Source organism: Rheinheimera marina, from assembly GCF_042654345.1.
GTDB lineage: Bacteria > Pseudomonadota > Gammaproteobacteria > Enterobacterales > Alteromonadaceae > Pararheinheimera > Pararheinheimera marina.
The window spans coordinates 104,663-127,541 of the sequence record NZ_JBHSGB010000001.1 but is presented as its reverse complement, the minus strand read 5'-3'; the positions used below and the strand labels follow the sequence as shown (position 1 = coordinate 127,541).

Sequence of the window (22,879 nt, the reverse complement as noted above, 5' to 3'; positions counted from 1 at the left end):
CCTCCACAGCAAAGAAATTAATGTTTTGCAGCGTAGTCTTCCACTGCACGCCACACCCGCAGCAGGTTGCCTGACAGGACTTTTTCAATATCCTGTTCTGAATAACCGCGCTGCAGCATCCCTTCAATTAAATTCGGATACATCGACACATCCTTCAGCTGTTCTGGCAGAGAATCACCGACACCGTCAAAGTCAGAGCCGATGCCCACATAGTCAATGCCAACCAGTTTGGTGACGTAATCAATATGATCCAGCACTTTGTCCAGACTGGCAAAAGGATAAGGGTGTTGTTTCTTGTACTCTAAGCTAAAGGCGTCTTTGTTGGTCTGGCCAGAGGCCTTAAAGGCGGCATCGCGTTGTAAACCCCACTGGTTGGCTGCTTGTACCAGGAAAGCAGAACCAAAGTTCATCTGGATCACACCGCCGTTTTTGGCCAGGGCTTTAATCATCTTGTCGTCCATATTGCGTTCAAAACCAGGCACGAACGCCCGTAACGACGAGTGGGACGCAATGACCGGCACTTTGCTTAATGCCACAGCCTGATAGAAAGCGTCGTCAGAGACGTGGGAAATATCGATCATCACGCCAGTGTTGTTCATCGCGACGACCAGTTCCTTACCAAACGGACTCAGGCCTTTCCATTGGCGACGCAGGTCATAGCTGGAGTCGGCAATATGGTTGCTCTCGGAATGCGTCAGCGTGATGTAACGGATACCGCGGTTGTAGAAATGCTGCAGGTTCTCCAGTTTGCCTTCAATCGGCGTGCCGTTTTCCATACCCAGCGCGAGGGAGATTTTGCCTTGTTTGAATTGCTCGGCCAGGTCTTTGCTGCTGTAAGCCATGGCGAACTTGTCCGGTGCCCGGGCGACTAGCGCCTCCATGCTGTCAATCAGCTGGTTGGCAAACTGATAACCACCGCCACTTTTTTCATACGAAGACGGAATGTAAATCGACATAAATGGCGCATTTAACCCACCGGCTTTGGCGCGCGGGTAATCGAACTCGCCGCGTTGGGTGGCTTTGGTGACGTCTTCCCAGTCGTCGTGCAAACGGTAAGGCACATCGATATGGGTGTCGATAATCAGCTTCTGCTGCGCCAGTTGTTGTGCTTTAGCTGCCAGATCGCTGGCCATGCTGTGGCTGGATAACAGAGCAAGTAACACGGAAAAAGGTAAAGCAGACAAGCGCATAAGCCCCTCAACAAATTTTGAAATTATTGTAAGGGACTAATTTAACGTGCTTTGAGCGGTGCGACCAGCATGATGGCCGCAGTTTTTCCGCTTATGGCAGCAAAGTGCTGTGCAACCAGAGTGCGTAAAACAGGCCAGAGCTCAGCAGGACCGTCAGATAAAACAGAATTTGGAAACTCAGTTTTTTGTTTTTATGCCGGAACCCGTGCTGGGCAATTAAGGCGGCTGGCCAGCCACCGAGCAGACCCAGCAGTAACAAGGTACTTTCTTGGGTACGCCAGGCCTGTTGCTCGGCGGCTTTTTTGTCCCGCCAGTAACCAAAAAGTGTCGCCAGGTTCAGCAGTAACAGAAGGTACTTCAACCAGCCAGGCACCACCAGTTGCCAGTCCAGATAAAGCAACAACAAGGTAACCAGGACGAATACGGACAGGCTGAGTTTCAATCCTGTGCTGACGGTGCGGTGTTCAGGCATAAGGGCGGTCCAGAGTCAGAAGGGAATATCGCTATTTATACTTGCCCTCTTCGCACAAATACAACTGGATTTCAAAGGGGCGTACCAAAGTAACAGTTCGTTGCAGATTGACTATAACGCACAAAAATAACAGGCAGCCATTTTGGTGGCTGCCTGCATGAGATCAGTGATTTGCTGCCAGGCTGGCACTGAAGTCGGCCTGTCCGTCGATGACCGGAACCCGTTCGGCCGGTTCTTCGTCCAGTCGGGTTTTGTGGACTTTGCCATCCAGAATATAGGTCACGTCATAGCCAACTAACTGCTTCTCAGTTTTTTGCACTGTTTTGCAGACACGGCGAGTGCTGGTTTCCACGTCTTTGTTTTGCATATCGGTTTGCACTTGCTTACCGGCATAACCGCCTGCCGCCGCACCGGCAACAGTGGCGAGCTTTTTGCCTGAGCCACCACCGACCTGATTACCCAGCACACCACCCACGACGGCGCCTAACACAGTACCGGCAATTTGATTCTGGTCCTGTACAGCGCGGCGTTGCTGAACCACCTGGTCTGAACATTGTTCGGTCGGCACTGAGACGGACTGATAGACCGCTTTACTGGCCACTACTTCGGCAAATTGGGGTTCTTTACCCAGATAGCTATAGCCAGCGATAGAACCTAAGGCGGTGACGGCAATACCCCCTACTACTACACCTGCGATTAAAGACTTATTCATAGTTCACCTCGTATCCAATCTGATCCAGCGCTTGCTGACAGGATTTAAGGTAACGGAACTAAGCTTTATGCCCGCTGAATCACGGTAAGAATTTCTGCACATACCAACAATCGGCGTGAATGGTCAGCTGCAGCTGTTGAGCCCAGGCCAGACCGGTTTCTGTTAACAGGCGCGCCAGCCCCAGACCGCGGGCTTCATCCGGCACAAAGGTGGAGTAAAAATTTATTGCATGATTTTGGGGATCCAGCCGATACAGCAGATAAGCCTGAGATTGGCTCAGGGTAATCACAAATTGCTGTTGCTCTGGCTGATGGATGACTTGGTAGGACATAGCGGTCTGTGTGTAAAGGCGTGAAATCATGCCTATCTTTTAACAGAAGCGGCCAGAGTCTGTTGACGTTTTGCGAATAAATTTTGTGTGTTCGAAGGTTGTCCCTGTGTTGAGGAGAAGTACCACGCATGAAAATTTTGCTGTCTGCCCTTGTCTTGCTGATCTCGTCTGTTGCTGTCGCCAAAACCACCTTGACCGTGCTGGTGGGGTTGGACAAACCCCCGTACATTAACCTGACTGATCAATCTGGTTATGAATTGGATCTGCTGCGGCTGGTGCTGAAGCATATGGGGGCTGAAGCGCAGTTTCTGCATGTGCCCAACGCCAGGCTGCGCGATTTGCTGTTGGAGGGCAAAGCCGATATGGCCTCGCTGCAAAAGGTTGACCCGTCCCAGCCCTTGTTTTATTCCGACCCTTATATTCAGTACCAGAATATAGTGGGCAGCCTGAAAATCCGCTCGATAGACATCCGCCGCTTTATGGATATGCAACCCTACACTGTGGTGGCTTTTCATAATGCACACCGTTTGTTAGGAGACGACTATGAAACCAGTGTCAATGCGATGGAGAGTTATCAGGAGCTGGCTAATCAGAGTCAGCAGGTGCAGATGTTGCTGATGAGCCGTTGTGATTTAGTGGTCGCCGATCGGAATATTCTGAATTATTACCTGCAGCAGCATGAACGCAGTATCGATGAATTGCAGTTGGCCAGGTTATTTCCACCCAGCCTGTACCATGCGGCGTTCCGGACTGATGTGCTGCGTCAGCGCTTTGACCGGGCTTTGGCCGAGGTGTTGGCCTCTCCCGAATTCAACGCCTTGCAGCTGAAGTATTTTGGCGAGTTGAATCAGCTGTTTTCTGAAGAATCGGCTGCTGCGCCTGCCACAGCTTTGGCTGACTGAACGCTGCTGCCTTGTTCAGTTTCGGCTTTTTGTTTTAGCCGGATCGAGTTTTTTACCTGGATGTTTTTCTTCTGTTTGGCCCGCTTGGCTATTTTCTTTTTTAGTGCTTTGCTTGAACTCATCCTAACCTCCGGACCGGGCGCCCCGGTGAAAAAAAGGGCGCCAGTCTAGCTGGTTTGCCCGAACTTTAAAACCACTGATCTTTAACCCGACCATACTGAAAATAGCCCCATTGCCCAAGGCGACGCAAGGCCGGTAGTGGGAAGCGGGGTAAGCGCTGCTGATACAGCGGAATAGCGGGTAGCTGCACACCGGCAATACGCTGCGCCAGCCGCTTGCCGGCTTGGGCAGAAAACGTCAGGCCAGCGCCACAATAGCCCATGCTATACAGCACCTTGCTACAGTCATCGGCCGCTGCCAGATGCGGGATATCGTCCAGAGCCATACAAATCCAGCCGGACCAGCTGTAGTCATACTGCACATCACTTAAGGCCGGAAAGCTTTGTTTCAGCACCGCCAACAAACGTTTGGCAAAATAGGGGTCTTCAGCTCCTTTGCCAGTAATAGCGCCACGCCCGCCAAACAGAATGCGGTTATCCGGCAACTTGCGGTAGTAATACTTCAGTGCTCTGGTGTCCATCACCACCTGGCTGGTCAACAGGTTACAGGCCGCCAGTTGCCCGGCTGACAACGGCTGGGTGACAATAATTTGTGACAACACAGGCAAAGATCGGGCCTGCACGCCGGGATGCAGCGCTTTTGGTGTATAGCCATTACTGGCAATCACCACCCGTTCCGCCCGCACTCTGCCTTGTGGAGTGACCAACAGCTGTTTGCCGTTTTCTGTCCGCCAGTCCAGCACCGGGCTGGCACTGTGAATCACCGCTCCTTGCTGCATGGCGAGTTGCTGGTAGCCCCAGGCCAGTTTCAGTGGGTTCAGGCCAAAGCCGTCGTGAAAACGTAAGGCAGCATAGGCCTGCTGGTCAGCAACATACTGCTGATGCAACTGGTCACGGCTGATAAATTCCACCTGGTAGTTAAACTCGCGTTGCATCAGGGCGGCTTGGGCCTGCAGGGTTTTGATCATCGCCGGTTTATGCGCCATGCGCAGATAACCCATGTCCTGCTGATCGCACTGAATTCCGGTGGCGATCAGGCCTTTGACTGTGTCCAGACCTTCACAAAATTCACGGTAAATAGCCTGCATCACCTGCTCGCCGTACTGCTGCTTCATCACTGAGTACGGCTTACGGCCAGAGGACTTCAGCACAAAACCGGCGTTGCGACCACTACAGCCCCAGGCGGTGCGGTTGGCCTCCAGCACTAAAGGCTGAATACCATGCTCTGCTGCCAGATGGTAGGCACAGGATAAACCGGTATAACCAGCGCCGATAATCACGACCTCTGCCTCGGTGTCTTGGATTAGGGGCCCGTGATCGGTGGGCGCCTGGCCTGAGTGGCTGGCCCAATAACTGTCCGGGTAAGCGAGGCCAATACCTGGGTGCGGGTCGTGCAAGGGATCGTACATGCGGTGTCCTTCTTGTCAGTGGCGGGACTTTTCGCGCATCATGGCAAGATTAACCGGAAAAACCAAGGGGGCGGGCGATGCGCAGTTCAGCCAGCATTTTCTATCGCCAGCTGCAGTTGCAGGATTATCAGCCATTGCTGACGCTGGCCAATACGGTGCATGGTGCCGGCTATCTGGACCAGCCGACGTTGGCCTATTACCACCAGTTGGGTATCAAGCATGGGCAGGACGCCAGCTTTGTGGCTTACAGCGACGACCAGCTGGTGGGTTTCCGGCTGGCCTGGGCCGCTGGCAACTGGCAACCGGATTTATGGTGCAGCCCGGAGTTGTGGCCTATGCCGGCCAGCCAGGTGGCGTATTTTAAGTGCAACACCATAGCGCCGAAATTACAGGGGCGTGGAATAGGGGGGGAGCTGATGCAGCGGTCGGTGGCAGCGCTAAAAGCGCAGGGTGCTCAAGCCGGGGTCGCGCATTTGTGGCGGCAAAGCCCGGGCAATGCCGCAGTGCGTTATTTCAGCAAACAAGGTGGTCAGCTGGTGAAAATTCACCCGGATAAATGGCGTAAAGACAGCCACAATGGCTATGAGTGTGTGCGTTGTGGTTTTGACTGTCGCTGCGAAGCGGCCGAGATGATTTTGTTGTTCCGCTAAGCGATGAGGCCAGACTGAGCGCGTGCTCAGTCCGCCAGGTCTGCATCAGTCAGCCAGGGCGTTTGTGGTAACAGCGCCAGGTGCTGTACATAACGCTCCAGGTTAAAGGCTTGCCCCTGTTCAATCACCGCGTGCATTTCCGGCGCTAAAGCGCAGGCCATCAGCTCCAGGGCTTCGTCATTGCTATGGCCGGTCATCCGCAGCCGCAACATGGTTTCTTTCACTTGTTTGGGGTTGTTGTCGGCCAACTGGTTTTCCAGCACTTCAAATAAAATGCCCTGATCAACCTGTTCCTGATCCATCTGTGTGCTCCGGCAGAAAAGCCGCAGCATGCCAGAGCTGGTGCCGGGCGGCAAGTTTGTTGTCCGGTCGCGGTGATTTTTCGGCCTGAGCATGGAGTTCGTGGTTGGCATTGGCTAAGCTGGTGCACTTTTATTCAGCAGTTACTCCACAATCATGACAGAACAGGGAAAACAACTTTGGCTCAGCCGTTTGCAGGCACTGGGGCCGGGCATTTTATTAGCCACTGCCGCTATTGGTGGTTCGCATATCGTCGCGTCGACTCAGGCGGGCGCTTTATTTGGCTGGCAGCTGGCGTTGCTGATCCTGCTCGTCAATGTGCTGAAATACCCGTTCTTCCGTTTTGGCGTGGAGTACAGTCTGCAAAGCGGGGAAACTCTGCTTGAAGGCTACCGGCGTCAAAGTCGCTGGTACTTATTGGGGTTTGTCTGGCTGAACCTGATTGCCGCTGTGGTGAATACCGCCGGGGTGTTAATTCTGACCGCGGCGCTGCTGCAGTACTTTATTCCGGTTCAGTTGTCCCTGACGGTGTTGTGTTGTCTGTTACTTGCCGTCTGCCTGCTGGTGTTGCTGGCCGGGCAATACCGCTTGCTGGACAAAGTATCGAAATGGGTGATGGTGCTGCTGACCTTCACCACCCTGACGGCTGCTGTGATTGCCTGGCAACAAGGTATGCAGGCCCCGGCCGATTATGTGGCGCCGTCGCCCTGGCAACTGGCCTACCTGGGCTTTTTGGTGGCCTTAATGGGCTGGATGCCGGCCCCTATTGAGATTTCTGCCATTAACTCCTTGTGGTTGAAAGCCAAACAGCAGCATCAGCCGATCAGCTTGGCCAATGGCATGTTCGATTTTCACCTGGGCTACTGGAGCACTACGGCGCTGGCGTTGGTGTTTTTGTCACTGGGGGCTTTGGTGCAATTTGGCTCAGCGCAGGAACTGGCGCTGGCCGGTGGCAGCTATATCCAGCAGTTTGTCGGCATTTACGCCAAAACTATTGGCGACTGGTCGACCTTGCTGGTGGCGCTGGTGGCTTTCTTATGTATGTTTGGCACCACATTGACCGTGTTGGACGGCTATGCCCGTACCATCAACGAGTCTTTCCAACTGCTTGGCTGGCAAAAAAGCAACAGCACCCGCAGTTATTCGGTCTGGCTGGTGCTGCAGGCAATGGCCGGGCTGGCGGTGATTCTGTTCTTTAAATCGGCCTTGGGGCCTATGCTTACATTCGCAATGAGCCTGGCTTTTGTCACCACGCCGGTGTTTGCCTGGCTGAACTACCGGCTGATGCAACGCGCTGGCCAGATGTCGACCTGGATCCGCGCTTTATCCTGGTTAGGCTTGCTGTATTTATTCGGTTTTGCGCTGCTGTTTTTGTGGTGGTTACTTATCAAATGAAAGCGATTACCTATCGATGCTTTAATTAAATCAGTCTGGCGGCCTCTTGTGTTGTGATGGCCGCCAAAGTAGGCTGAGCCAAAACAGACCAGCTTCAGCTGGCAGGCCTTCGCAAAAACACAATTATTGATTTTCAACAGGGACTTATCATGGCTTTTTATGAGCTGTTAGCGGCCTTTGCGCTGCAATTGGCGGTGATTCTGGTTGCCGCGCAGATTTTCGGTTATCTGGCGCGTTTTATTGGCCAACCCAAAGTGGTTGGTGAAATGGTTGCTGGTGTGGTGCTTGGCCCTTCTTTGTTTGGCCTGTTCTGGCCTGATATTCAACAACAGATTTTTATTCCACACAGCATGCCGTTGCTGTATTTCGGCGCACAGCTTGGGGTCGGGCTTTACATGTTTCTGGTCGGGCTGGAGTTTAACACCCAACTCTTTAGAGCACAGGCGAAAAACGCCATTGCTGTCTCGTTAGCCGGAATGCTGGTGCCTTTTACGGTTGCAGCTGTGTTGTGTCTGTGGCTGCTGGATATCCCCGGGCTTTTTGCCACAGGTATCTCTTATGGAAATGCGGCACTATTTCTGGGCGCCGCCATTGCTATTACGGCCTTTCCAATGCTGGCGCGGATTATTTATGAGCGAGGTTTGTCCGGTACGGCGTTGGGGACTCTGGCGCTGGCCGCAGGTGCTATTGACGATGCAGCCGCCTGGACTGTGCTTGCTGTGGTGCTGGCGAGTTTCGGTGGCGGAGCTATATTGGCGGTGAAAGCGGTTTTAGGAGGCATCAGTTATGCCACCCTGATGTTTCTATACGTCACGCGCTGGCTGCAGCCTTTGGCGGATAAAGTAGAACGAACAGGGGTGTTAAGCCCGCTGCAGTTTGTGTTTGTGCTGATGCTGTTTGCTGCATCGGCTTACGCCATGGAATGGGTGGGTCTGCATGCGGTCTTTGGTGGCTTTATTCTGGGGATCGCCATGCCTCGTGGCGAACTGGTGGAGCAAATCCGTAAGCGGCTGGAGAAAATCACGATTTATCTGCTGTTGCCGATGTTCTTCACCTATTCAGGCCTGAAAACCCAGCTGACCATTCTTGGTTCCTGGGATGTGATGTCCGTGGCACTGATTATTCTGGTGGCCTCTGTGTTTGCCAAATTTATTGCCTGTTGGGCAGCTGCACGGTTAACAGGTACAGACAATCCGACGGCGATGGCGGTCGGCGCTCTGATGAATGCCCGTGGTCTGATGGAGCTGATTATTATCAATATCGCTCTGAAGTATGGGGTGATTGAACCTGCTCTGTTCTCCATTATGGTGCTGATGGCGATTGTCACCACTTTTATGGCGACTCCGCTGTTTGAATTGGTTTATGGCAGGTTTCAGCCGAAACCTGTCGTGGATCATCAACCAGAATCCATTGAACTGCGGGAAGTAAAAGGCCAGGCTGGCTCCTGATTCTTCCTCCATACCTGATTGCCGTTATCCTGCACGGCAGTCAGGCTTCCTGCCATCCTGTTGTCTAAACCTATCCTTCAGCTTTTTCCATCTAAGGCATAGAAAATAAACAAATTTTCCGTCATTTCATGGAAATTAGGCGAATAAAAAGCATACTTGATCCAGGTTAATCTCAATGTAGACGGAGCTGGATGTGACTTTAAATGCTCGCCTGGTTTTGTGGATCCTGTTGCTGCTGGCCGGATGGCAATTTGTAGGTTCGGGGCAGTGGTGGGATCGCCTGGTCGGCATGGGTCTGATTGCTCTGCTTGCCGCGGTGGTCTGGTTGGATAATAAAGAGGAAGCGCCGGCTCAGCTGCGGACAGAACCTCAAGCCGGGCCCGACTTAATGCCCTGGAGTCTGAATCTGCTGGATTTGTTGCAGCAGGTATTGCCGGTCTGGGGCAAACAATCTCTGTTGGTGCAACAGCAGACCGAAGACGCCATTGTTCACCTAAATCATCAATTTGCTGACCAGCGGACAGCAAAGTCAATCGGCCGATCAACAACAACAGCTGGTGGCGATGATCCGGGAGTCGGAGCGCAAGCTACTGGCGATGACCGAGCAGCTGGAGCAGGCACAGCAAAACCGCCTGCAGATGCTGGGCGAAATTCAGCAACTGGCTAAAGTTACTGACAGTTTGCAAAGCATGACCTCAGAAGTCGGGGACATTGCTGCGCAAACCAATTTGTTGGCGCTGAATGCGGCTATTGAAGCGGCCCGGGCTGGCGAAAGCGGCCGGGGTTTTGCGGTGGTGGCCACTGAGGTGCGCGCCTTATCAAACCGTTCCAGTGAAGCCGGGCAAAAAATTCGTCAGCGGGTGGCCGACATTACTCAGTCGCTCACCAAAACGGTGGCGGACTCCGAGCAGCAGGTCGAGCATGAGCAGATGCTGGTGCATAAAACCGCTGAAACCATCAGTAGTGTGCTGAGTGATTATGAAGCCGCAGTTCAGCAAATCAGCGCCTCCAATTCCCTGATGCAACAACAGGCTCAGCAAGTGCAAATGCAATTGTCTGATGTGGTGATGCATCTGTAGTTTCAGGACAGAACCAGTCAAATTATGGGCCATGTGATGGCCGACATCGACAAGCTGGAACAGCAGGCCAGAACCATGAGCCATCAGGTCAGTGCTGGTCAGGTTCCAGACTTCACCTCAGTCCAGCAATGGCTGGAACGGCTGAAAAAGACCTACACCACGCTGGAGCAAGTGACAGTACACACCGGTAAATCAGCCGAAGCAAAGAATGACGACATCACGTTTTTTTAGGAAAAGTGCATGAAAACAATTCTTATCGTGGATGACTCAATCAGCATTCGACAAGTGGTCGGCATGACACTGAAAGCCAATGGTTTTGATGTGATTGAAGCTGTGGATGGTGTCGATGCGTTAAAGAAACTGACGGGCCAAAAAGTGCATCTGATTATCTCTGACGTCAATATGCCCAATATGGATGGCATCAGCCTGCTTAAAGAAATCAAACAGTTACCTGCGTATCGTTTTACGCCTGTGGTGATGTTGACGACCGAAGGGGCAGACGAAAAAAAGAACAGGGCAGAGCGGCTGGTGCGAAAGCCTGGATTATTAAACCCTTTAAACCTGAACAAATGCTGGCAGCAGTGAATAAACTGATTCTGCCTTAAGCAGGAGCTTGTGATGACGGTACAGATCACCCCCAAAGCGGACTTTCTGGTTGTGGAGTTTGACCAGGACTTCAGTATTTTTTCCGTGCGAGACTACTACAGCTCGTTATTAAAACTGGCTGATTTACCGCAGGAAAATATCATTCTTGACCTCTGTGCTGTGCAGGATTTCGACTCGTCAGGACTGCAGCTGCTGTTGTGGCTGCGCCAGCATTGGCCGGAAAAGCACTTTACCCTGACCCACGGCGACAACCCTGCTGTCAGCCGGGTGTTGGATTTATATAAGACTGAGTTTCAAGCCGCCTGATACCGGGAGTTTTTATGGACCTGACGCAAGCCAAGTCACTTTTTATTGAGGAAGCCAGTGGTTTACTCGCCAGCATGGAAAGCTGCCTGCTGGAAATAGAGTCGGGTGAAGCGACGGTCGCTGAGCATATTGATGCGATTTTCCGGGCAGCCCATACCATCAAAGGCTCGGCAGGGCTGTTCGGGTTTGATGCGGTGGTGGCTTTCACCCATAACCTTGAAAGCGTGCTGGATAAAGTAAGGGCAGCTCAACTGACCATGGACGCCGAGCTGATTAACCTGATGTTTGGCTGTCAGGATCACTTGTCCGGCATGATCCAGCAGTTACAGGACGCAGATTTTGAACTGGATTTGCAGCATGGTCAGTGGCTATTGCAGCAATTGGCTGCTTATATGACCGGAGGCGCAGCGGCTCAGACTGAGCCGCCGCCAGCAGAAGAAATGCAGCAGGTTGAGCATGAGCATTGGCAGATTGACATTGAGTATGGCGCCGATGTGTTTCGTGACGGCCTTAAAATAAAAGCACATAAAATCAAAAGCCTCCACTGAAGAGGAGAGATATAAATTTGCTGATTTCAGCTGGAAATTAATTTATTCACTGCAGTCAGCAGCTGATGCGGCGAAAAAGGTTTAGTCACCCAGGCTTTAATGCCTGCCTGGTAGGCCTGCAGGCGGAATTCTTCCGAATGTTCGGTGGTCAGCATAATAACGGGCGTAAATTTGTAGGCCGGCAACTGCTTCACTTGTTGGATCAGACTTAAACCATTTTGGCCGGGCATATAAAGATCGCACAGGATCAAATGCAGTTTGCGGCCATCCATGAGCGCCAGAGCTGCCGGTGCATCTTCGGCCTGCAACACGTCAAACCCTGCATGGCTTAATAAGTCCTGCACCACTTCCCTTAAGGTGAGTGAGTCGTCAACAACCAGAATGGTTTTTTTCACAGTCAGCTCCACAGCTGTTTAGTAATCACTCTAATCAAGGCTTTGCCAAAAAGCGAACCAGTTTTGCTTTTTGCATTTTTTCACCATTTCAGGGAAGCTTAACTATACTGCTCGATACCGGCCAACTGTAGCCGGGCAGCTCGGTGTGAATGGAGGCAAGCGGTATGACAGTGCGGGTGCTGATTCTAGATGACAGTAAAATATGCCGGATTTTTTTAGCCAATTATCTGCAGGATTTATTGCCCAAGGCGCAAATTATTCAGGCCGAATCCGGCGATGATGCGGTGGCGCAGGCGGCGAAAAACGACATTCAATTGGCCATTCTCGATTACAACGTACCGGATTTAACTGGCCTGCTGGTCGCCAATAAAATCCGGCAATCACAACCCGGTTGTGAGCTGGCGTTATTAACCGCCAATCTGATGCGTTCCGTAGAAGAGCAGGCAGAAGAGTCTGGAGTGCGGTATTACCGCAAACCTATCACTGCGGATGTGACCCGGCAAATACTGCAGGACAGTCACTTTATCTAAAGCATCAGGTCCGGCAGGCCGGACCTGATCAGGTTCACAGTTAAAGACTTAAGGTGCGTTCGCCGCGGGCTATGCCCGACACGCCAGTGCGCACAGTTTCCAGAATTTGCACGCCTTGCAGGGCCTCAATAAAAGCTTCCAGCTTGTCAGAGGTGCCGACCACCTGAATGGTGTAGGTGGTGGGGCTGACGTCGATGATCTGGCCGCGGAAAATATCGGCTGAACGTTTGACCTCTTCGCGTTGGTCATTGTTAGTGGCGCGCACTTTCACCATCAGCAATTCACGTTCAATGTGAGCTGCTTCGCTTAAATCCATCAGCTTGACCACTTCAATCAGCTTATGCAGCTGTTTGGTGATCTGTTCAATCACTTTGTCATCACCACGGGTGACCAGGGTCAGCCGCGACATGGTCGGGTCTTCAGTGGCCGCCACCGTCAGTGAGTCAATGTTGTAGCCACGCTGGGCAAATAAACCGACCACACGGGCCAGAGCGCCAGATTCGTTTTCCAGCAGAACAGAAATAATATGCCGCATCTTACACCCGCTCCGTTTTGCTTAAGAACATCTGGTTCATGGCACCGCCCGGCACCTGCATTGGGTAGACGTGTTCGGTCGGGTCGACATGGATATCCAGAAACACCAGTTTGTCTTTCAGGGCAAACGCACGTTCAAGGGCAGGTTCCAGTTCTTCCGGTTTGGTCACCCGAATGCCAACATGGCCATAAGCTTCGGCCAGTTTGACAAAGTCAGGCAGCGAATCCATATAGGAGCTGGAGTAACGGCTGTCATAATTCATGTCCTGCCACTGCTTCACCATGCCCAGATAACCGTTGTTCAGGTTAATAATTTTCACCGCCAGACCGTATTGCTTGCAGGTCGACAGCTCCTGAATGTTCATCTGAATGGAGCCTTCACCGGTCACACAAACCACTTCGGCGTCCGGGTAATGCAGTTTCACGCCCATGGCGGCAGGTAAACCAAAGCCCATGGTGCCGAGGCCGCCTGAGTTGATCCAGCGGTTCGGTTTATCAAACTTGTAGTACTGAGCTGCAAACATCTGGTGCTGACCCACGTCCGAGGTGACATAAGCGTCGCCCTGGGTATGGCGGTGCACCGCTTCAATCACCGCCTGCGGTTTCAGTTGTGGGCTGCTTTGGTCATAACGACCCCCATGGCGTTCACGCCACTGGTTGATTTGTTGCCACCAGTCAGACAATGCGGCCTGGTCCAGTTCGCCGTTTTGTTTGTCCAGCTGAGCCAACATTTCCTGCAAGACAGGTTTCACCAGGCCCACTATAGGGATATGGGCATTGACGGTTTTGGAGATACTGGCCGGGTCAATGTCGATATGAATAATGGTGGCGTCCGGGCAGAATTTTTTGGTGGCATTGGTCACGCGGTCATCAAAACGGGCGCCGACGGCAAAAATCACATCGGCATGGTGCATGGCCTGGTTGGCTTCATAGGTACCATGCATACCGAGCATACCAATAAACTGTTCGTCCGACGCTGGGTAAGCGCCCAGACCCATCAGGGTGTTGGTCACAGGTAATTTTAAACGACGCGCCAGTTCGGTCAGCTCGTCAGATGCTTTGCCGAGCACCACGCCGCCGCCGGAATACAGCACCGGGCGTTTGGCGGCAAGTAAAGTAGCCAGCGCTTTTTTAATCTGGCCTGGGTGGCCTTTAGCATTCGGATTGTACGACCGCAGCTTGATATCCTGCGGGTATTCGTACGGGAACTTCTGGCTTGGGATGGTCATATCCTTCGGGATATCCAGTACCACAGGGCCAGGCCGGCCACTTTGGGCAATGTAAAAGGCTTTTTTTACCAGCTCTGGAATGTCTTCCGGCCGGCGCACCGACATATTGTGTTTCACAATAGGGCGGGAAATCCCGAGCATATCGGTTTCCTGGAAAGCATCATCACCAATCAGGTGGCTCATCACCTGGCCACAAATCACCACCATAGGAATGGAATCCATGTAAGCGGTGGCGATGCCGGTGACGGCGTTAGTGGCACCTGGTCCGGAGGTGACCAGCACCACACCTGCTTTACCACTGGCCCGGGCGTAGGCGTCGGCCATATGAGTGGCCGCCTGTTCGTGCCGGACCAGCACGTGTTTCACCTGATGTTGCTGGAACAGCGCATCGTAGATGTGTAACACGGCACCGCCCGGGTAACCATATACGTACTCGACGCCTTCATCAGCTAAGGCGCGGATCAGCATGGCTCCCCCAGACAGCAGTTCTGGTTGGGTGTTTTCGCTTGTCATTGGTCAGGTCTCATCGTTTTTGCATACAGAAAAAATGGCGTCTGCCGTTGAAGCAAACACCAACAGCCAGCCGACTGCTGGCAGGCTCAGGGGACTGAGCCAAGCTGTTTTTTACGTGGACGCTGACAGAGAAAAGGCTGTCAAAAATTATGCCTGTCTGAATAATGGTTTTCGTAGTGCGCAGGCTTGCCGGTTAATTTACGGGAAGGGCGGCCGAAAGTCGATGGCTTTTTTGGACTAAAGTAAAAACTCTAAAAAGGTGTTGCTGGCCGCAGCCACGTGGCTTGCTGCTTGCAAAAGCAGGGCATAGCCCACATCATACCTGCAGACAAGCGTTTTATAGGTAGCTGAAGTGGCTGACAATATTCAATTGGTGTCGATGGACAATGTGCGGGCTTTGCTGGAGAAATCTTTTAGCCAGCCAGTGCTGTTTTATTTTTTCTCAGAGCGCAGCCCGGCCTGCCTGAATTTAGGGCCTGTGCTGCAGCGTATTGCGCAGCGTTATCCGAATGAGTTGACACTGGCGGTGGTGGATTGTGATCAGCAACAGCAACTGGCTTCCCACTTTGGCGTCCAGTCTGTGCCGACCACCCTGGTGATCCAACAAGGGCAGCCGGTGGATGGTTTTGCTGGTGAAGAGCCGGAGGACGTCATTCTGAACCGTCTGCAGGCGTTTTTACCTAAGCCTGAGCAGCAACTGCAGCAGCAGGCGCAGGCACTACTGGCTGAACAAAACTTTGCTGACGCTTATCCACTGCTGAAGCAGGCTGCCGAACTGGCACCGCAGGATGTGCAAATACGACTGCATCTGGCGTTGGTGCAAGTGGAGCTGGGACAACTCACTGCGGCCGAGCAAGCGCTGGCCACAGTACTGATGGCCGATCAGGATGCCTTGTATCACAGCGTCAAGGCCAGGTTAGAACTGGCACAGCAAGCGTCCCAAAGCCCGGAAGTGAAAGCGCTGGAGCAGGCATTGGCCGCAGACCCGGCCAATAACGAGCTGAAGCAGCAACTGGCAGTGCAATATCATCAGGTGCAGCGTAGCGGCGAAGCGCTGGAACTGTTGTATCAAATTCTCAAGCAGGACCTGAACTTTGGCGAGGCGAAAAAATTGTGCCTGGACATTCTGGCCACCTTGCCCAAAGGTGACCCATTGGCATCGTCATTCCGCCGTAAGCTTTACAGCCTGTTGTACTAAGCCAAAGGACCTTGCATGATCTTACGCTGCTGGATGCTGCTGTTGCTGTTGGGGGCCACTGCTGTGCAAGCAGCCGCCGTTGCGGAAAAGGTCTTTGCCGACTACGCCGATGCGTTATTGCAGATTAAAGTGCTGGATAAAAACTCCGGCGCCAAGTCGGCCATTGGCAGCGGCTTTTTGCTGGCCGACCCCCAACTGATTGTCACCAATTACCATGTGGTGTCGGAAGCGGTGTTGTTTCCGGATAAATACCAGCTGGAGTTTCTGAACAAAGATCAGGCCAGTGGCCAGCTGCAGATTGTGGCTGTGGACGTGGTGAATGACCTGGCGCTGCTGGCGTCGGATTATCAGGCGGCACAACCTTTCCATATTCAGGCACAGGCTCCGGTGCAAGGCGCTGCGGTGTATTCATTGGGCAACCCTCACGATTTAGGGCTGATTGTGGTACCAGGCACCTACAACGGTTTGCAAAAACACAGCTTCTATCCACGCATCCATTTTACCGGTGCCATTAACAGCGGCATGAGTGGTGGCCCGGCGGTGAATGAACAGGGCGAAGTTATTGGCGTGAATGTGGCTTCAGCGGGCAATGATCTGGGGTTTCTGGTGCCCGCCGCCGCTTTGCTGCAATTGTTGCAACGACCCAAAGTCGACGATTTAAAGCAGGATATTCAGCAGCAGCTGGTGCAAAACCAGCGGCAGATGTTTGAACAGATTCTGCAGGCCGACTGGAAAACCAAAGCTTTTGGCCCGGCCATGGTGCCTGACGAAGTGGTGCCCTTTGTGCGCTGCTGGGGCAGTTCCAATCTGGAGAAAGAAAAAGATGATGTGAAACGGGTGAATGCATTCTGCAATCAACCGGAAGAGATTTTCCTGTCCAACGAGTTCAGTACCGGCCGTATCGAAATGCAGTTTGAATGGCAGCAGGCCAAAGGTTTGCATCCGCTGCAGTTTTTCCGCCGCTATCAGAACAGTATCAGTCAAATGAATGCCGACAATAAAGCCGGTGAGGACGACGTCAGCCGCTTCCGCTGCGACACTCAGGTGGTGCAGGCCGCCGCCGGGCAGCAGGCCAAAGCGGTGTTTTGTCTGCGTTCGTACAAGGACTATCCAGGACTGTATGACGTGGCCTATATCTCGGCGTCACTGGACCAGTCGCATCAGGGCGTGATCAGCCACTTCACGTTAGCCGGAGTGGAGAAAGACATGGCGCTGGCCTTTACCCGTAAATTCAGGGAGGCGGTGACATGGCAATTTTAGTCGAGGTGCTGAACGCTCAGCACAAAGTTGTAGAGCGGCATAAATTCAATCAGCAGCATATTCGGCTGGGCCGGGCTTATGATAACGATGTGATCCTGTTCGATAAGCATGTCTGCCCTCATCACGCCAGCCTGAGTCAGGACGAGCAGGGTCATTGGCAGCTGGAAGATTTAAGCTCGGTGAACGGCAGCTACCTGGCCGGACGCAAAGCTGTACTGCAAAAAGAGCCACTGCGCTCCGGCGAAATTTGCTGGCTGGGCGAGCAGGCGCTGCGTTTATACGACGACCAGCATCAGGTGGCTCCGGCGTTGCCTTTAAGCCTGTTGACCCAGCGCCTGGCCCTGATGGGGCATGGCTTGTTGATCCTGCTGTTTGCACTGCTGATTGCGGCCGAGCATATAGGCACCGTCTGGCTGACTCTGCCGACGCAGCTGCAGCAAGCCTGGCCGGTACGGCTGTTGGAAATTCCCAAGTCCTTGCTGATGTTTTGTTTATGGCCGGCGCTGCTGGCGTTGTGGAGCCGTTTTCATCAGCAGGACAGTTTCTTTTTGCCCCAGTTGGGCATGACTTATGCGGCCATCGCTGCTTCGGCCGTCTGGGGGCTGCTGTGCTTTTGGATTGGCTTTAACAGCGATGGTGCTGGTTGGGCGGCCTGGCTGGAAGTGTTGGGCTACAGTGCGATTTTCTGGTTGTTGTTTGCCGGTAATATCTGGCTGGCAACCCAGTGGCGGCGTCGTTATCAGCTGTTGCTGGCGACGGTGCTGATGGCACTGGTCAGCAGCCAGCAGTGGCTGCAACTGCTGATGCCGCCTTCACCTTATGACCGCTCGCTGCGATACGACGAACGTCTATTGCCAGCGGTGTTTTATCTGGGGCAGGGCATGTCTGAAGCTGCATACCAACAGCAGCTGGATGCGTTATTTGAGGCGGATAAACAAACAGAATCGAGACCCTGAATCAAAGGTGCAGCGACCGTCAGGCCGCTGCAGACTTATTTGGCGCTGAACCCACTCCAGACGGTGCGGATTTGATCAGACAAGGTCATGGGGTCAAAGGGCTTTACCACTACATCGGCAGCGCCCAAAGCTTTGTATGACTGAATTTCACTGGCTTGCACCTTGGCGGTCATAAAAACCACCGGAATAGTACTCAGATCATGATCCTGCTGCAATTGTTTCAGCGTGCTGGGGCCATCCATACCAGGCATCATCACGTCCAGCAGGATCAGCTGAGGTGCAAAACTGGCAAACCTCTGCAACGCCTCTTCGCCGCCATTACAGGTTTCCACGGTAAAACCACCGACCACTTCCAATGCTACTTTGGCAACGGCCTGAATAGACGGGTCATCTTCCACATGCATAATACGTTTAAGTTCAGTCACCTGGGCTCTCCGCACCTTGGGTTGTCCGTGGTTGAGTGTGCATGATTTTGTTTGGGCTTGCCAGTCACAGGCGAAAAGGCAGACGGTTTTTTTGGTAGCATGCGGCCGAATTGTTATAGTGGCGCCTTTTCCGCGCTGAGGATGTTCTGTGTTCAGTACTCTGTGGCAACAGCTGGAGCAGCTACTCTGCCAGTATCAGCCTTACTGGCGTTTTCTACCTTTTCACCAGAACGACGCTCCCTGGCAACAGCCAGAATTAGACGCCTGGCTGGCCCGACTGAGCGATGCAGATCTCAGCCAACTGGAGCAGGATGAACCACTGCGCCGGCAGCGACTGGCTGGCTTTTTTCCGGACCTGGCGGCGATCAGCGACTGGATAGCTGCACAGCAGCACCCGGCAGTGGTTCAGAGCGAAATGCCGTTCTGGCTGGCGCGTGATATCAAAGGCCGCAAACAACAACAAATTGAGTTTTGGGTGGATCAACTGCCGGATCTGCCACTGCCACTGTTGGAGTGGTGCGCTGGTAAAGGGCACTTAGGACGTTGGTTGAGTGCCGGGAAACAGCGACAGGTGCTGAGCCTTGAATGGCAGGCAGAGCTCTGCACTCAGGGGCAAGCTGAGGCAAACCGGCTGAAGTTAGCGCAAGGTTTTGTGCAGGCGGATGTCTTGTTGCCTGCGAGCCAGCAGTATCTGCAGTCACAGCAACATGCTGTGGCGCTGCATGCCTGTGGTGATTTGCATCTGCAATTGCTGCAATCGGCCTCCACAGCGCAGACGCAGCAAATTGACCTGATCCCCTGTTGTTATCATTTAATCCGCCAACCGGACTATATTGGCCTGTCGCAGCAGGCTCAGCAGGGGCAATTACTGCCGCTTAGTAAAGAACAACTGAAACTGGCGGTGCAAAGCCAAAGCACTGCTGGTGAGCGTATTGCCCGGCTGCGGCACCTTGAAGTCTGGTGGCGGCTGAGTTATCAGGCGTTGTATCAGCATTGCACGGGGCAGCAAGGCTACCGGCCTTTAGAGTCTGTGCCAAAGCATTGGTTTAGCGGTAAGTTTCGCGCCTTTGCCGACTTTGCCGCACAAAGCCATGGCTGGACTCTGCCGGATACTCTGGAACTGCAGCCATTTTTGGACGCTGGGGCGAAGCGGCAGGCGCAGGTACGACGCCTGCAACTGGTCCGTTCCGCCTTTGCACCGGCGCTGGAGCTGTGTCTGGTGCTGGACCGGGTGCTGTATTTGCAGGAACAGGGCTATCAGGTGCAGCTGCGCCGCTTTTGCCCTGCCAGCCTGACCCCAAGAAACTGGTGGATCAGCGCAGCCCGGCGCTGAGTTTTATTCTGGACTTCTGTGTCCCAGCCGCTGGAAAGCGCTCAGGGTAAACAGGGGCAAGGTGGCGAATAGTTGATCAAACAGCTCGGCCTGCACCTGCTCGTAATTGACCCAGGCTTTGTCGGCACAAAAACAGTAGATCTCCAGTGGCAGGCCCACTTCGTTGGATTCCAGCTGGCGCACCATCAGCGTCATGTTCTGGTTAATTTTTGGGTGTTGGCGTAGCAACCATTCGGCGTAAGCACGGTACAACCGCACATTAGTCAGCTGCGTGGTGGCCAGCAGCTGCTGTGCGTTGTCGCTTTGTACAAAGTCCTGCAGTTCCGGCTGTTGACTGATCTGCTGTTTTTCCTGTGCATCAAGAAAACCAATACTGTGAATATCAATTTTCAGCGCCCGTTTAATGCGACGGCCACCGCTTTGTTGCATGCCGCGCCAGTTTTTAAACGAATCGGCAATCAGTGCATAGGTAGGAATAGTGGTGATGGTGTTGTCCCAGTTCTGCACCTTCACCGTGGTCAGCGCCACTTCAATCACAGAGCCGTCGGCACCGTATTTCGGCATCTCTATCCAGTCACCCAGGGACACCATTTTATTGGTGGCCAGTTGCACGCTGGCGACCAGGCCGAGAATGGTGTCTTTAAACACCAACAGCAGTACTGCGGTCAGAGCCCCTAAGCCGCTCAGCAGGTAGACCGGTGATTTGCCGAGCAAAGTGCTTAAGATCAAAATGCCAATGACTATGGCATCCAGCAGCTTCAGTACCTGCGCCAGCCCCAGGTAAGGCACATTGCTGGCCGGGTACAGCGTGGCATAAATACGGCAGACAAAATTAGTCAGTGCGGCAAATGCCAGGCCGGCCACCAGGTATAAATACACCCACAAGGCGTCATCCACCAGCAACACAAAGTCGGGCCAGTGATTGAAATATGGCGCCACACTGTTAATTAACACTGCAGCCGGCACCAAATGCGCCAGATGGCTGGCTAATTTGCGTCTGTCCCGTTCAGTTTCCTGTTCCAGCTTGCCATCCAGCCGGTCAAGCAAGTGCGCCAGCACAGGCCGCAGGTAACGCCTGGCCAGGGTGAATAAAGCGGCCAGCACGATAAACGCCAGCAGCACACGGATAAACAAAAAGGCCGGATGGGAAACCGGCCAGTCTAAGCCTGCAGCAAAGGCGGCTTGCTGTAACCAAACATCTAACATAAGGCGTTTTGCTCTGTGGTCGGGGCCGCGTGTTGGTACTGGCTGATCCGCTGGTCTTTCTCCAGCCAGCGCTGGTTCAGCCAGTTTTGAAAGCGGACTCTGAATTGCTCGTCATTAAAGTAATCACCAACGATTTGCTCGTCCACCGGCAGCACCTGTACCTGCACCACCACCCGTTTTAAGCGGCCACACAGCATATCCAGCATCACATGGCCCGGGTTGTCCGGGTACTGCAGGGTCACATCCAGCACCGCATCAAACTGAGAACCCATGGCAGCCAGTGTAAAGGCAATGCCGCCGGCTTTGGGCGGTAATAAATGGGCAAAAGGGCTGCGTTTGGCTTTGTGTTTGGCCGGGGTAAAGCGGGTGCCTTCGACAAAGTTGATAATGGTGGTGGGCTGGTGTTTAAACTTTTCGCAGGACAGCCGGGTGGTTTCGATATCTTTGCCTTTCAGCGCCGGGTTTTTCTTAATCTGCGCCTGGCTGTAACGTTTCATAAAAGGCATATCCAAAGCCCAGCTGCCGGAGCCGATAAAAGGCACCCATTTCAGCTCTTCTTTTAAAAAAAATTTCGGCTCGGGAATGCGGTCCAGCGCAAACTGGCTCAGCACCGGAATATCCATCCAGCTTTTGTGGTTGGCGATTAGCAAGTACCAGGTGTGTTGGTCCAGCGCTTCGGCGCCGCTGATTTGCCACTGCACCGGGTTAAACAGCTCCATCAGCAATTTGTTGCCACGTGACCAGCCGCGATAAAAACGGTGGGCAGGGCCGGACCACCAGGCCCGCAGTGCGGCAGTAGGGGACAACAGCTTGCCAACGCCTGTCAGGGTGACCAGTCCGCCCCACAACGTCAGGTTCAGGCTAAAACAGATGAACGCCAGCGGCGCTTTCAGGAAGACAGGTAACCACAACAACATCAGCCTTTTTCCCCATGCGCCAATTCTGTTAATGTCAGGTCTTTATCTAACCACAACTGGTTAACCCAGTGTTGGAATTTTTGCCTGAACTGCGGATCTTCGTAGTCACCAATCAGCTGTTGATCAATAGGTAACACCCGGACACGCACTTTAATGTCCTGCACTTTGCCTGAAATGTAGTCCCAGAAACTTGGGTTATGTTTCGGGTAATAAATGGTCACATCCAGCAGCTTATGCAGGTGCTCGCCCATGGCATTCAGCACAAAGGAAATGCCACCGGCTTTGGGTTTGAGCAAATGGCTAAAAGGCGATTGTTGTTTGTCATGCTTGTGCGCGGTAAAGCGGGTGCCTTCGAGAAAATTCATCACCGATACCGGCTTGTAGCGGAATTTTTCACAGGCTTTGCGCGTGGTTTCAATGTCTTTGCCTTTCAGTGCCGGGTTCGCCGCCAGCTGTTTGGCGCTAAAACGCTTCATGAATGGGAAGTCCAGCGCCCACCAGCAGGTGCCGAGCAAAGGCACATAAATGAGCTCTTTTTTCAGGAAGAACTTCAGAAAAGGAATTTTGCGGTTAAAGATTTTCTGCAGCACCAGAATATCCACCCAACTCTGGTGGTTGGCAATCACCAGGTACCAGTCTTTCAGGCTGAGTTGTTCCAGGCCTTTCACGTCCCAACGAATGCGGGTAAAGACCCGGGTGGTCAGATTATTCAGGCTGATCCAGGAGGTGGCACAAAAATCCAGCAAGTGGGTGATCCAGGTGCGCCAGAGCCGGACCGGCGGCAGCTTCATAATGGCGAGCAGAGAAATGGGCACAAACCAGAACAGAGTGTTCAGCAGGTACAGCAGGAAAGACAAGGAGCCGCGGACGGGCGAAGGTAAAAAATGCAACATAACACCACCATCTGAAACTGGGG

Annotated in this window: 26 protein-coding genes and 1 pseudogene; 14 read left to right on the top strand and 13 right to left on the bottom strand. The window is 53.1% G+C overall.

The features are described from left to right. Nucleotides 1-17: 17 nt before the first annotated feature. From ACFO3I_RS00585 to ACFO3I_RS00570, 4 genes are all read right to left on the bottom strand, one after another. A complete protein-coding gene (locus ACFO3I_RS00585; RefSeq protein WP_377330864.1) occupies nucleotides 18-1,190 on the bottom strand; it encodes a dipeptidase in 1,173 nt (390 codons plus the stop codon). Between the two features lie 91 nt (nucleotides 1,191-1,281). Then, nucleotides 1,282-1,662: a DUF1294 domain-containing protein gene (locus ACFO3I_RS00580; protein WP_377330862.1), complete on the bottom strand. Its 381-nt coding sequence runs from the start codon at nucleotides 1,660-1,662 to the stop codon at nucleotides 1,282-1,284. Between the two features lie 163 nt (nucleotides 1,663-1,825). Beyond that, nucleotides 1,826-2,374: a glycine zipper 2TM domain-containing protein gene (locus ACFO3I_RS00575; RefSeq protein WP_377330861.1), complete on the bottom strand. Its 549-nt coding sequence runs from the start codon at nucleotides 2,372-2,374 to the stop codon at nucleotides 1,826-1,828. 79 nt (nucleotides 2,375-2,453) lie between these two features. After that, complete coding sequence (locus ACFO3I_RS00570; RefSeq protein WP_377330859.1) at nucleotides 2,454-2,705, bottom strand: GNAT family N-acetyltransferase; 252 nt, start codon at nucleotides 2,703-2,705, stop codon at nucleotides 2,454-2,456. A gap of 128 nt (nucleotides 2,706-2,833) precedes the next feature. Here ACFO3I_RS00570 and ACFO3I_RS00565 point away from each other — a divergent pair, with 128 nt between their 5' ends. After that, nucleotides 2,834-3,607: a substrate-binding periplasmic protein gene (locus ACFO3I_RS00565; RefSeq protein ID WP_377330857.1), complete on the top strand. Its 774-nt coding sequence runs from the start codon at nucleotides 2,834-2,836 to the stop codon at nucleotides 3,605-3,607. A 187-nt stretch (nucleotides 3,608-3,794) separates the two neighbouring features. On the opposite strand, the gene ACFO3I_RS00560 is transcribed toward ACFO3I_RS00565, so the two are convergent. Next, nucleotides 3,795-5,135: an NAD(P)/FAD-dependent oxidoreductase gene (locus ACFO3I_RS00560; protein WP_377330855.1), complete on the bottom strand. Its 1,341-nt coding sequence runs from the start codon at nucleotides 5,133-5,135 to the stop codon at nucleotides 3,795-3,797. Between the two features lie 77 nt (nucleotides 5,136-5,212). Between ACFO3I_RS00560 and ACFO3I_RS00555 the strand changes: the two genes are divergently transcribed. Continuing rightward, nucleotides 5,213-5,785, top strand: a complete 573-nt coding sequence (locus tag ACFO3I_RS00555; RefSeq protein WP_377330854.1) for a GNAT family N-acetyltransferase — start codon at nucleotides 5,213-5,215, stop codon at nucleotides 5,783-5,785. 26 nt (nucleotides 5,786-5,811) lie between these two features. Here the strand turns inward: ACFO3I_RS00555 and ACFO3I_RS00550 are convergent, their stop codons facing one another. Beyond that, nucleotides 5,812-6,087, bottom strand: coding sequence for a hypothetical protein (locus ACFO3I_RS00550; RefSeq protein ID WP_377330852.1), 276 nt, complete (start codon nucleotides 6,085-6,087; stop codon nucleotides 5,812-5,814). Between the two features lie 154 nt (nucleotides 6,088-6,241). On the opposite strand from ACFO3I_RS00550, the gene ACFO3I_RS00545 reads away from it, so the two are divergent. The 7 genes and pseudogenes from ACFO3I_RS00545 (at nucleotide 6,242) to ACFO3I_RS00515 (ending at nucleotide 11,467) form a co-directional block, all read left to right on the top strand. After that, nucleotides 6,242-7,480: an NRAMP family divalent metal transporter gene (locus ACFO3I_RS00545; RefSeq protein WP_377330850.1), complete on the top strand. Its 1,239-nt coding sequence runs from the start codon at nucleotides 6,242-6,244 to the stop codon at nucleotides 7,478-7,480. A 149-nt stretch (nucleotides 7,481-7,629) separates the two neighbouring features. After that, nucleotides 7,630-8,928, top strand: a complete 1,299-nt coding sequence (locus ACFO3I_RS00540; RefSeq protein ID WP_377330848.1) for a cation:proton antiporter — start codon at nucleotides 7,630-7,632, stop codon at nucleotides 8,926-8,928. A gap of 506 nt (nucleotides 8,929-9,434) precedes the next feature. Further along, entirely contained in the window at nucleotides 9,435-10,007 is a 573-nt protein-coding gene (locus ACFO3I_RS00535; protein WP_377330846.1) for a methyl-accepting chemotaxis protein, read from the top strand. Nucleotides 10,008-10,031: 24 nt separating this feature from the next. Then, nucleotides 10,032-10,238, top strand: a complete 207-nt coding sequence (locus ACFO3I_RS00530) for a hypothetical protein (protein ID WP_377330844.1) — start codon at nucleotides 10,032-10,034, stop codon at nucleotides 10,236-10,238. 9 nt (nucleotides 10,239-10,247) lie between these two features. Beyond that, nucleotides 10,248-10,612: pseudogene (locus ACFO3I_RS00525) on the top strand (response regulator). A 13-nt stretch (nucleotides 10,613-10,625) separates the two neighbouring features. Continuing rightward, nucleotides 10,626-10,919 carry an STAS domain-containing protein gene (locus ACFO3I_RS00520; RefSeq protein ID WP_377330842.1) on the top strand — a complete coding sequence of 98 codons (294 nt, stop codon included), beginning with the start codon at nucleotides 10,626-10,628 and terminating at the stop codon, nucleotides 10,917-10,919. A gap of 14 nt (nucleotides 10,920-10,933) precedes the next feature. After that, nucleotides 10,934-11,467: an Hpt domain-containing protein gene (locus ACFO3I_RS00515; RefSeq protein WP_377330840.1), complete on the top strand. Its 534-nt coding sequence runs from the start codon at nucleotides 10,934-10,936 to the stop codon at nucleotides 11,465-11,467. Between the two features lie 26 nt (nucleotides 11,468-11,493). Here the strand turns inward: ACFO3I_RS00515 and ACFO3I_RS00510 are convergent, their stop codons facing one another. Then, complete coding sequence (locus ACFO3I_RS00510) at nucleotides 11,494-11,862, bottom strand: response regulator (protein WP_377330838.1); 369 nt, start codon at nucleotides 11,860-11,862, stop codon at nucleotides 11,494-11,496. A 164-nt stretch (nucleotides 11,863-12,026) separates the two neighbouring features. On the opposite strand from ACFO3I_RS00510, the gene ACFO3I_RS00505 reads away from it, so the two are divergent. Further along, on the top strand, nucleotides 12,027-12,392 hold the full coding sequence (locus ACFO3I_RS00505; protein WP_377330836.1) for a response regulator: 366 nt from the start codon (nucleotides 12,027-12,029) through the stop codon (nucleotides 12,390-12,392). A gap of 40 nt (nucleotides 12,393-12,432) precedes the next feature. On the opposite strand, the gene ilvN is transcribed toward ACFO3I_RS00505, so the two are convergent. Together ilvN and ACFO3I_RS00495 are read right to left on the bottom strand one after the other, a co-directional pair. Further along, entirely contained in the window at nucleotides 12,433-12,927 is a 495-nt protein-coding gene (gene ilvN / locus ACFO3I_RS00500) for an acetolactate synthase small subunit (RefSeq protein ID WP_377330835.1), read from the bottom strand. A 1-nt stretch (nucleotide 12,928) separates the two neighbouring features. After that, nucleotides 12,929-14,668 carry an acetolactate synthase 3 large subunit gene (locus ACFO3I_RS00495; RefSeq protein ID WP_377330833.1) on the bottom strand — a complete coding sequence of 580 codons (1,740 nt, stop codon included), beginning with the start codon at nucleotides 14,666-14,668 and terminating at the stop codon, nucleotides 12,929-12,931. Nucleotides 14,669-15,020: 352 nt separating this feature from the next. Here ACFO3I_RS00495 and ACFO3I_RS00490 point away from each other — a divergent pair, with 352 nt between their 5' ends. The 3 genes from ACFO3I_RS00490 to ACFO3I_RS00480 are packed head-to-tail and all read left to right on the top strand — an operon-like array spanning nucleotide 15,021 to nucleotide 18,082. Beyond that, nucleotides 15,021-15,866 (top strand): tetratricopeptide repeat protein, encoded by an 846-nt coding sequence (locus ACFO3I_RS00490; protein WP_377330832.1) that lies wholly within the window; start codon nucleotides 15,021-15,023, stop codon nucleotides 15,864-15,866. Between the two features lie 15 nt (nucleotides 15,867-15,881). After that, nucleotides 15,882-17,126, top strand: coding sequence for a S1 family peptidase (locus tag ACFO3I_RS00485; RefSeq protein ID WP_377330830.1), 1,245 nt, complete (start codon nucleotides 15,882-15,884; stop codon nucleotides 17,124-17,126). Further along, nucleotides 17,114-18,082 (top strand): FHA domain-containing protein, encoded by a 969-nt coding sequence (locus ACFO3I_RS00480; protein WP_377330828.1) that lies wholly within the window; start codon nucleotides 17,114-17,116, stop codon nucleotides 18,080-18,082. The genes ACFO3I_RS00485 and ACFO3I_RS00480 overlap by 13 nt, the downstream gene beginning before the upstream one ends. A gap of 35 nt (nucleotides 18,083-18,117) precedes the next feature. On the opposite strand, the gene ACFO3I_RS00475 is transcribed toward ACFO3I_RS00480, so the two are convergent. After that, entirely contained in the window at nucleotides 18,118-18,507 is a 390-nt protein-coding gene (locus ACFO3I_RS00475; protein ID WP_377330826.1) for a response regulator, read from the bottom strand. A 148-nt stretch (nucleotides 18,508-18,655) separates the two neighbouring features. On the opposite strand from ACFO3I_RS00475, the gene ACFO3I_RS00470 reads away from it, so the two are divergent. Beyond that, a complete protein-coding gene (locus ACFO3I_RS00470) occupies nucleotides 18,656-19,840 on the top strand; it encodes a methyltransferase (protein WP_377330825.1) in 1,185 nt (394 codons plus the stop codon). 3 nt (nucleotides 19,841-19,843) lie between these two features. Here the strand turns inward: ACFO3I_RS00470 and ACFO3I_RS00465 are convergent, their stop codons facing one another. Genes ACFO3I_RS00465 through ACFO3I_RS00455 form a run of 3 tightly spaced genes read right to left on the bottom strand, consistent with a single transcriptional unit; the run spans nucleotide 19,844 to nucleotide 22,856 of the window. Further along, nucleotides 19,844-21,046 carry a mechanosensitive ion channel family protein gene (locus ACFO3I_RS00465; RefSeq protein ID WP_377330824.1) on the bottom strand — a complete coding sequence of 401 codons (1,203 nt, stop codon included), beginning with the start codon at nucleotides 21,044-21,046 and terminating at the stop codon, nucleotides 19,844-19,846. Then, nucleotides 21,040-21,963 (bottom strand): acyltransferase, encoded by a 924-nt coding sequence (locus ACFO3I_RS00460; RefSeq protein WP_377330822.1) that lies wholly within the window; start codon nucleotides 21,961-21,963, stop codon nucleotides 21,040-21,042. The genes ACFO3I_RS00465 and ACFO3I_RS00460 overlap by 7 nt, the downstream gene beginning before the upstream one ends. After that, on the bottom strand, nucleotides 21,963-22,856 hold the full coding sequence (locus ACFO3I_RS00455; RefSeq protein ID WP_377330820.1) for an acyltransferase: 894 nt from the start codon (nucleotides 22,854-22,856) through the stop codon (nucleotides 21,963-21,965). Before ACFO3I_RS00455 ends, ACFO3I_RS00460 begins: the two co-directional genes overlap by 1 nt. Nucleotides 22,857-22,879 lie beyond the last annotated feature (23 nt).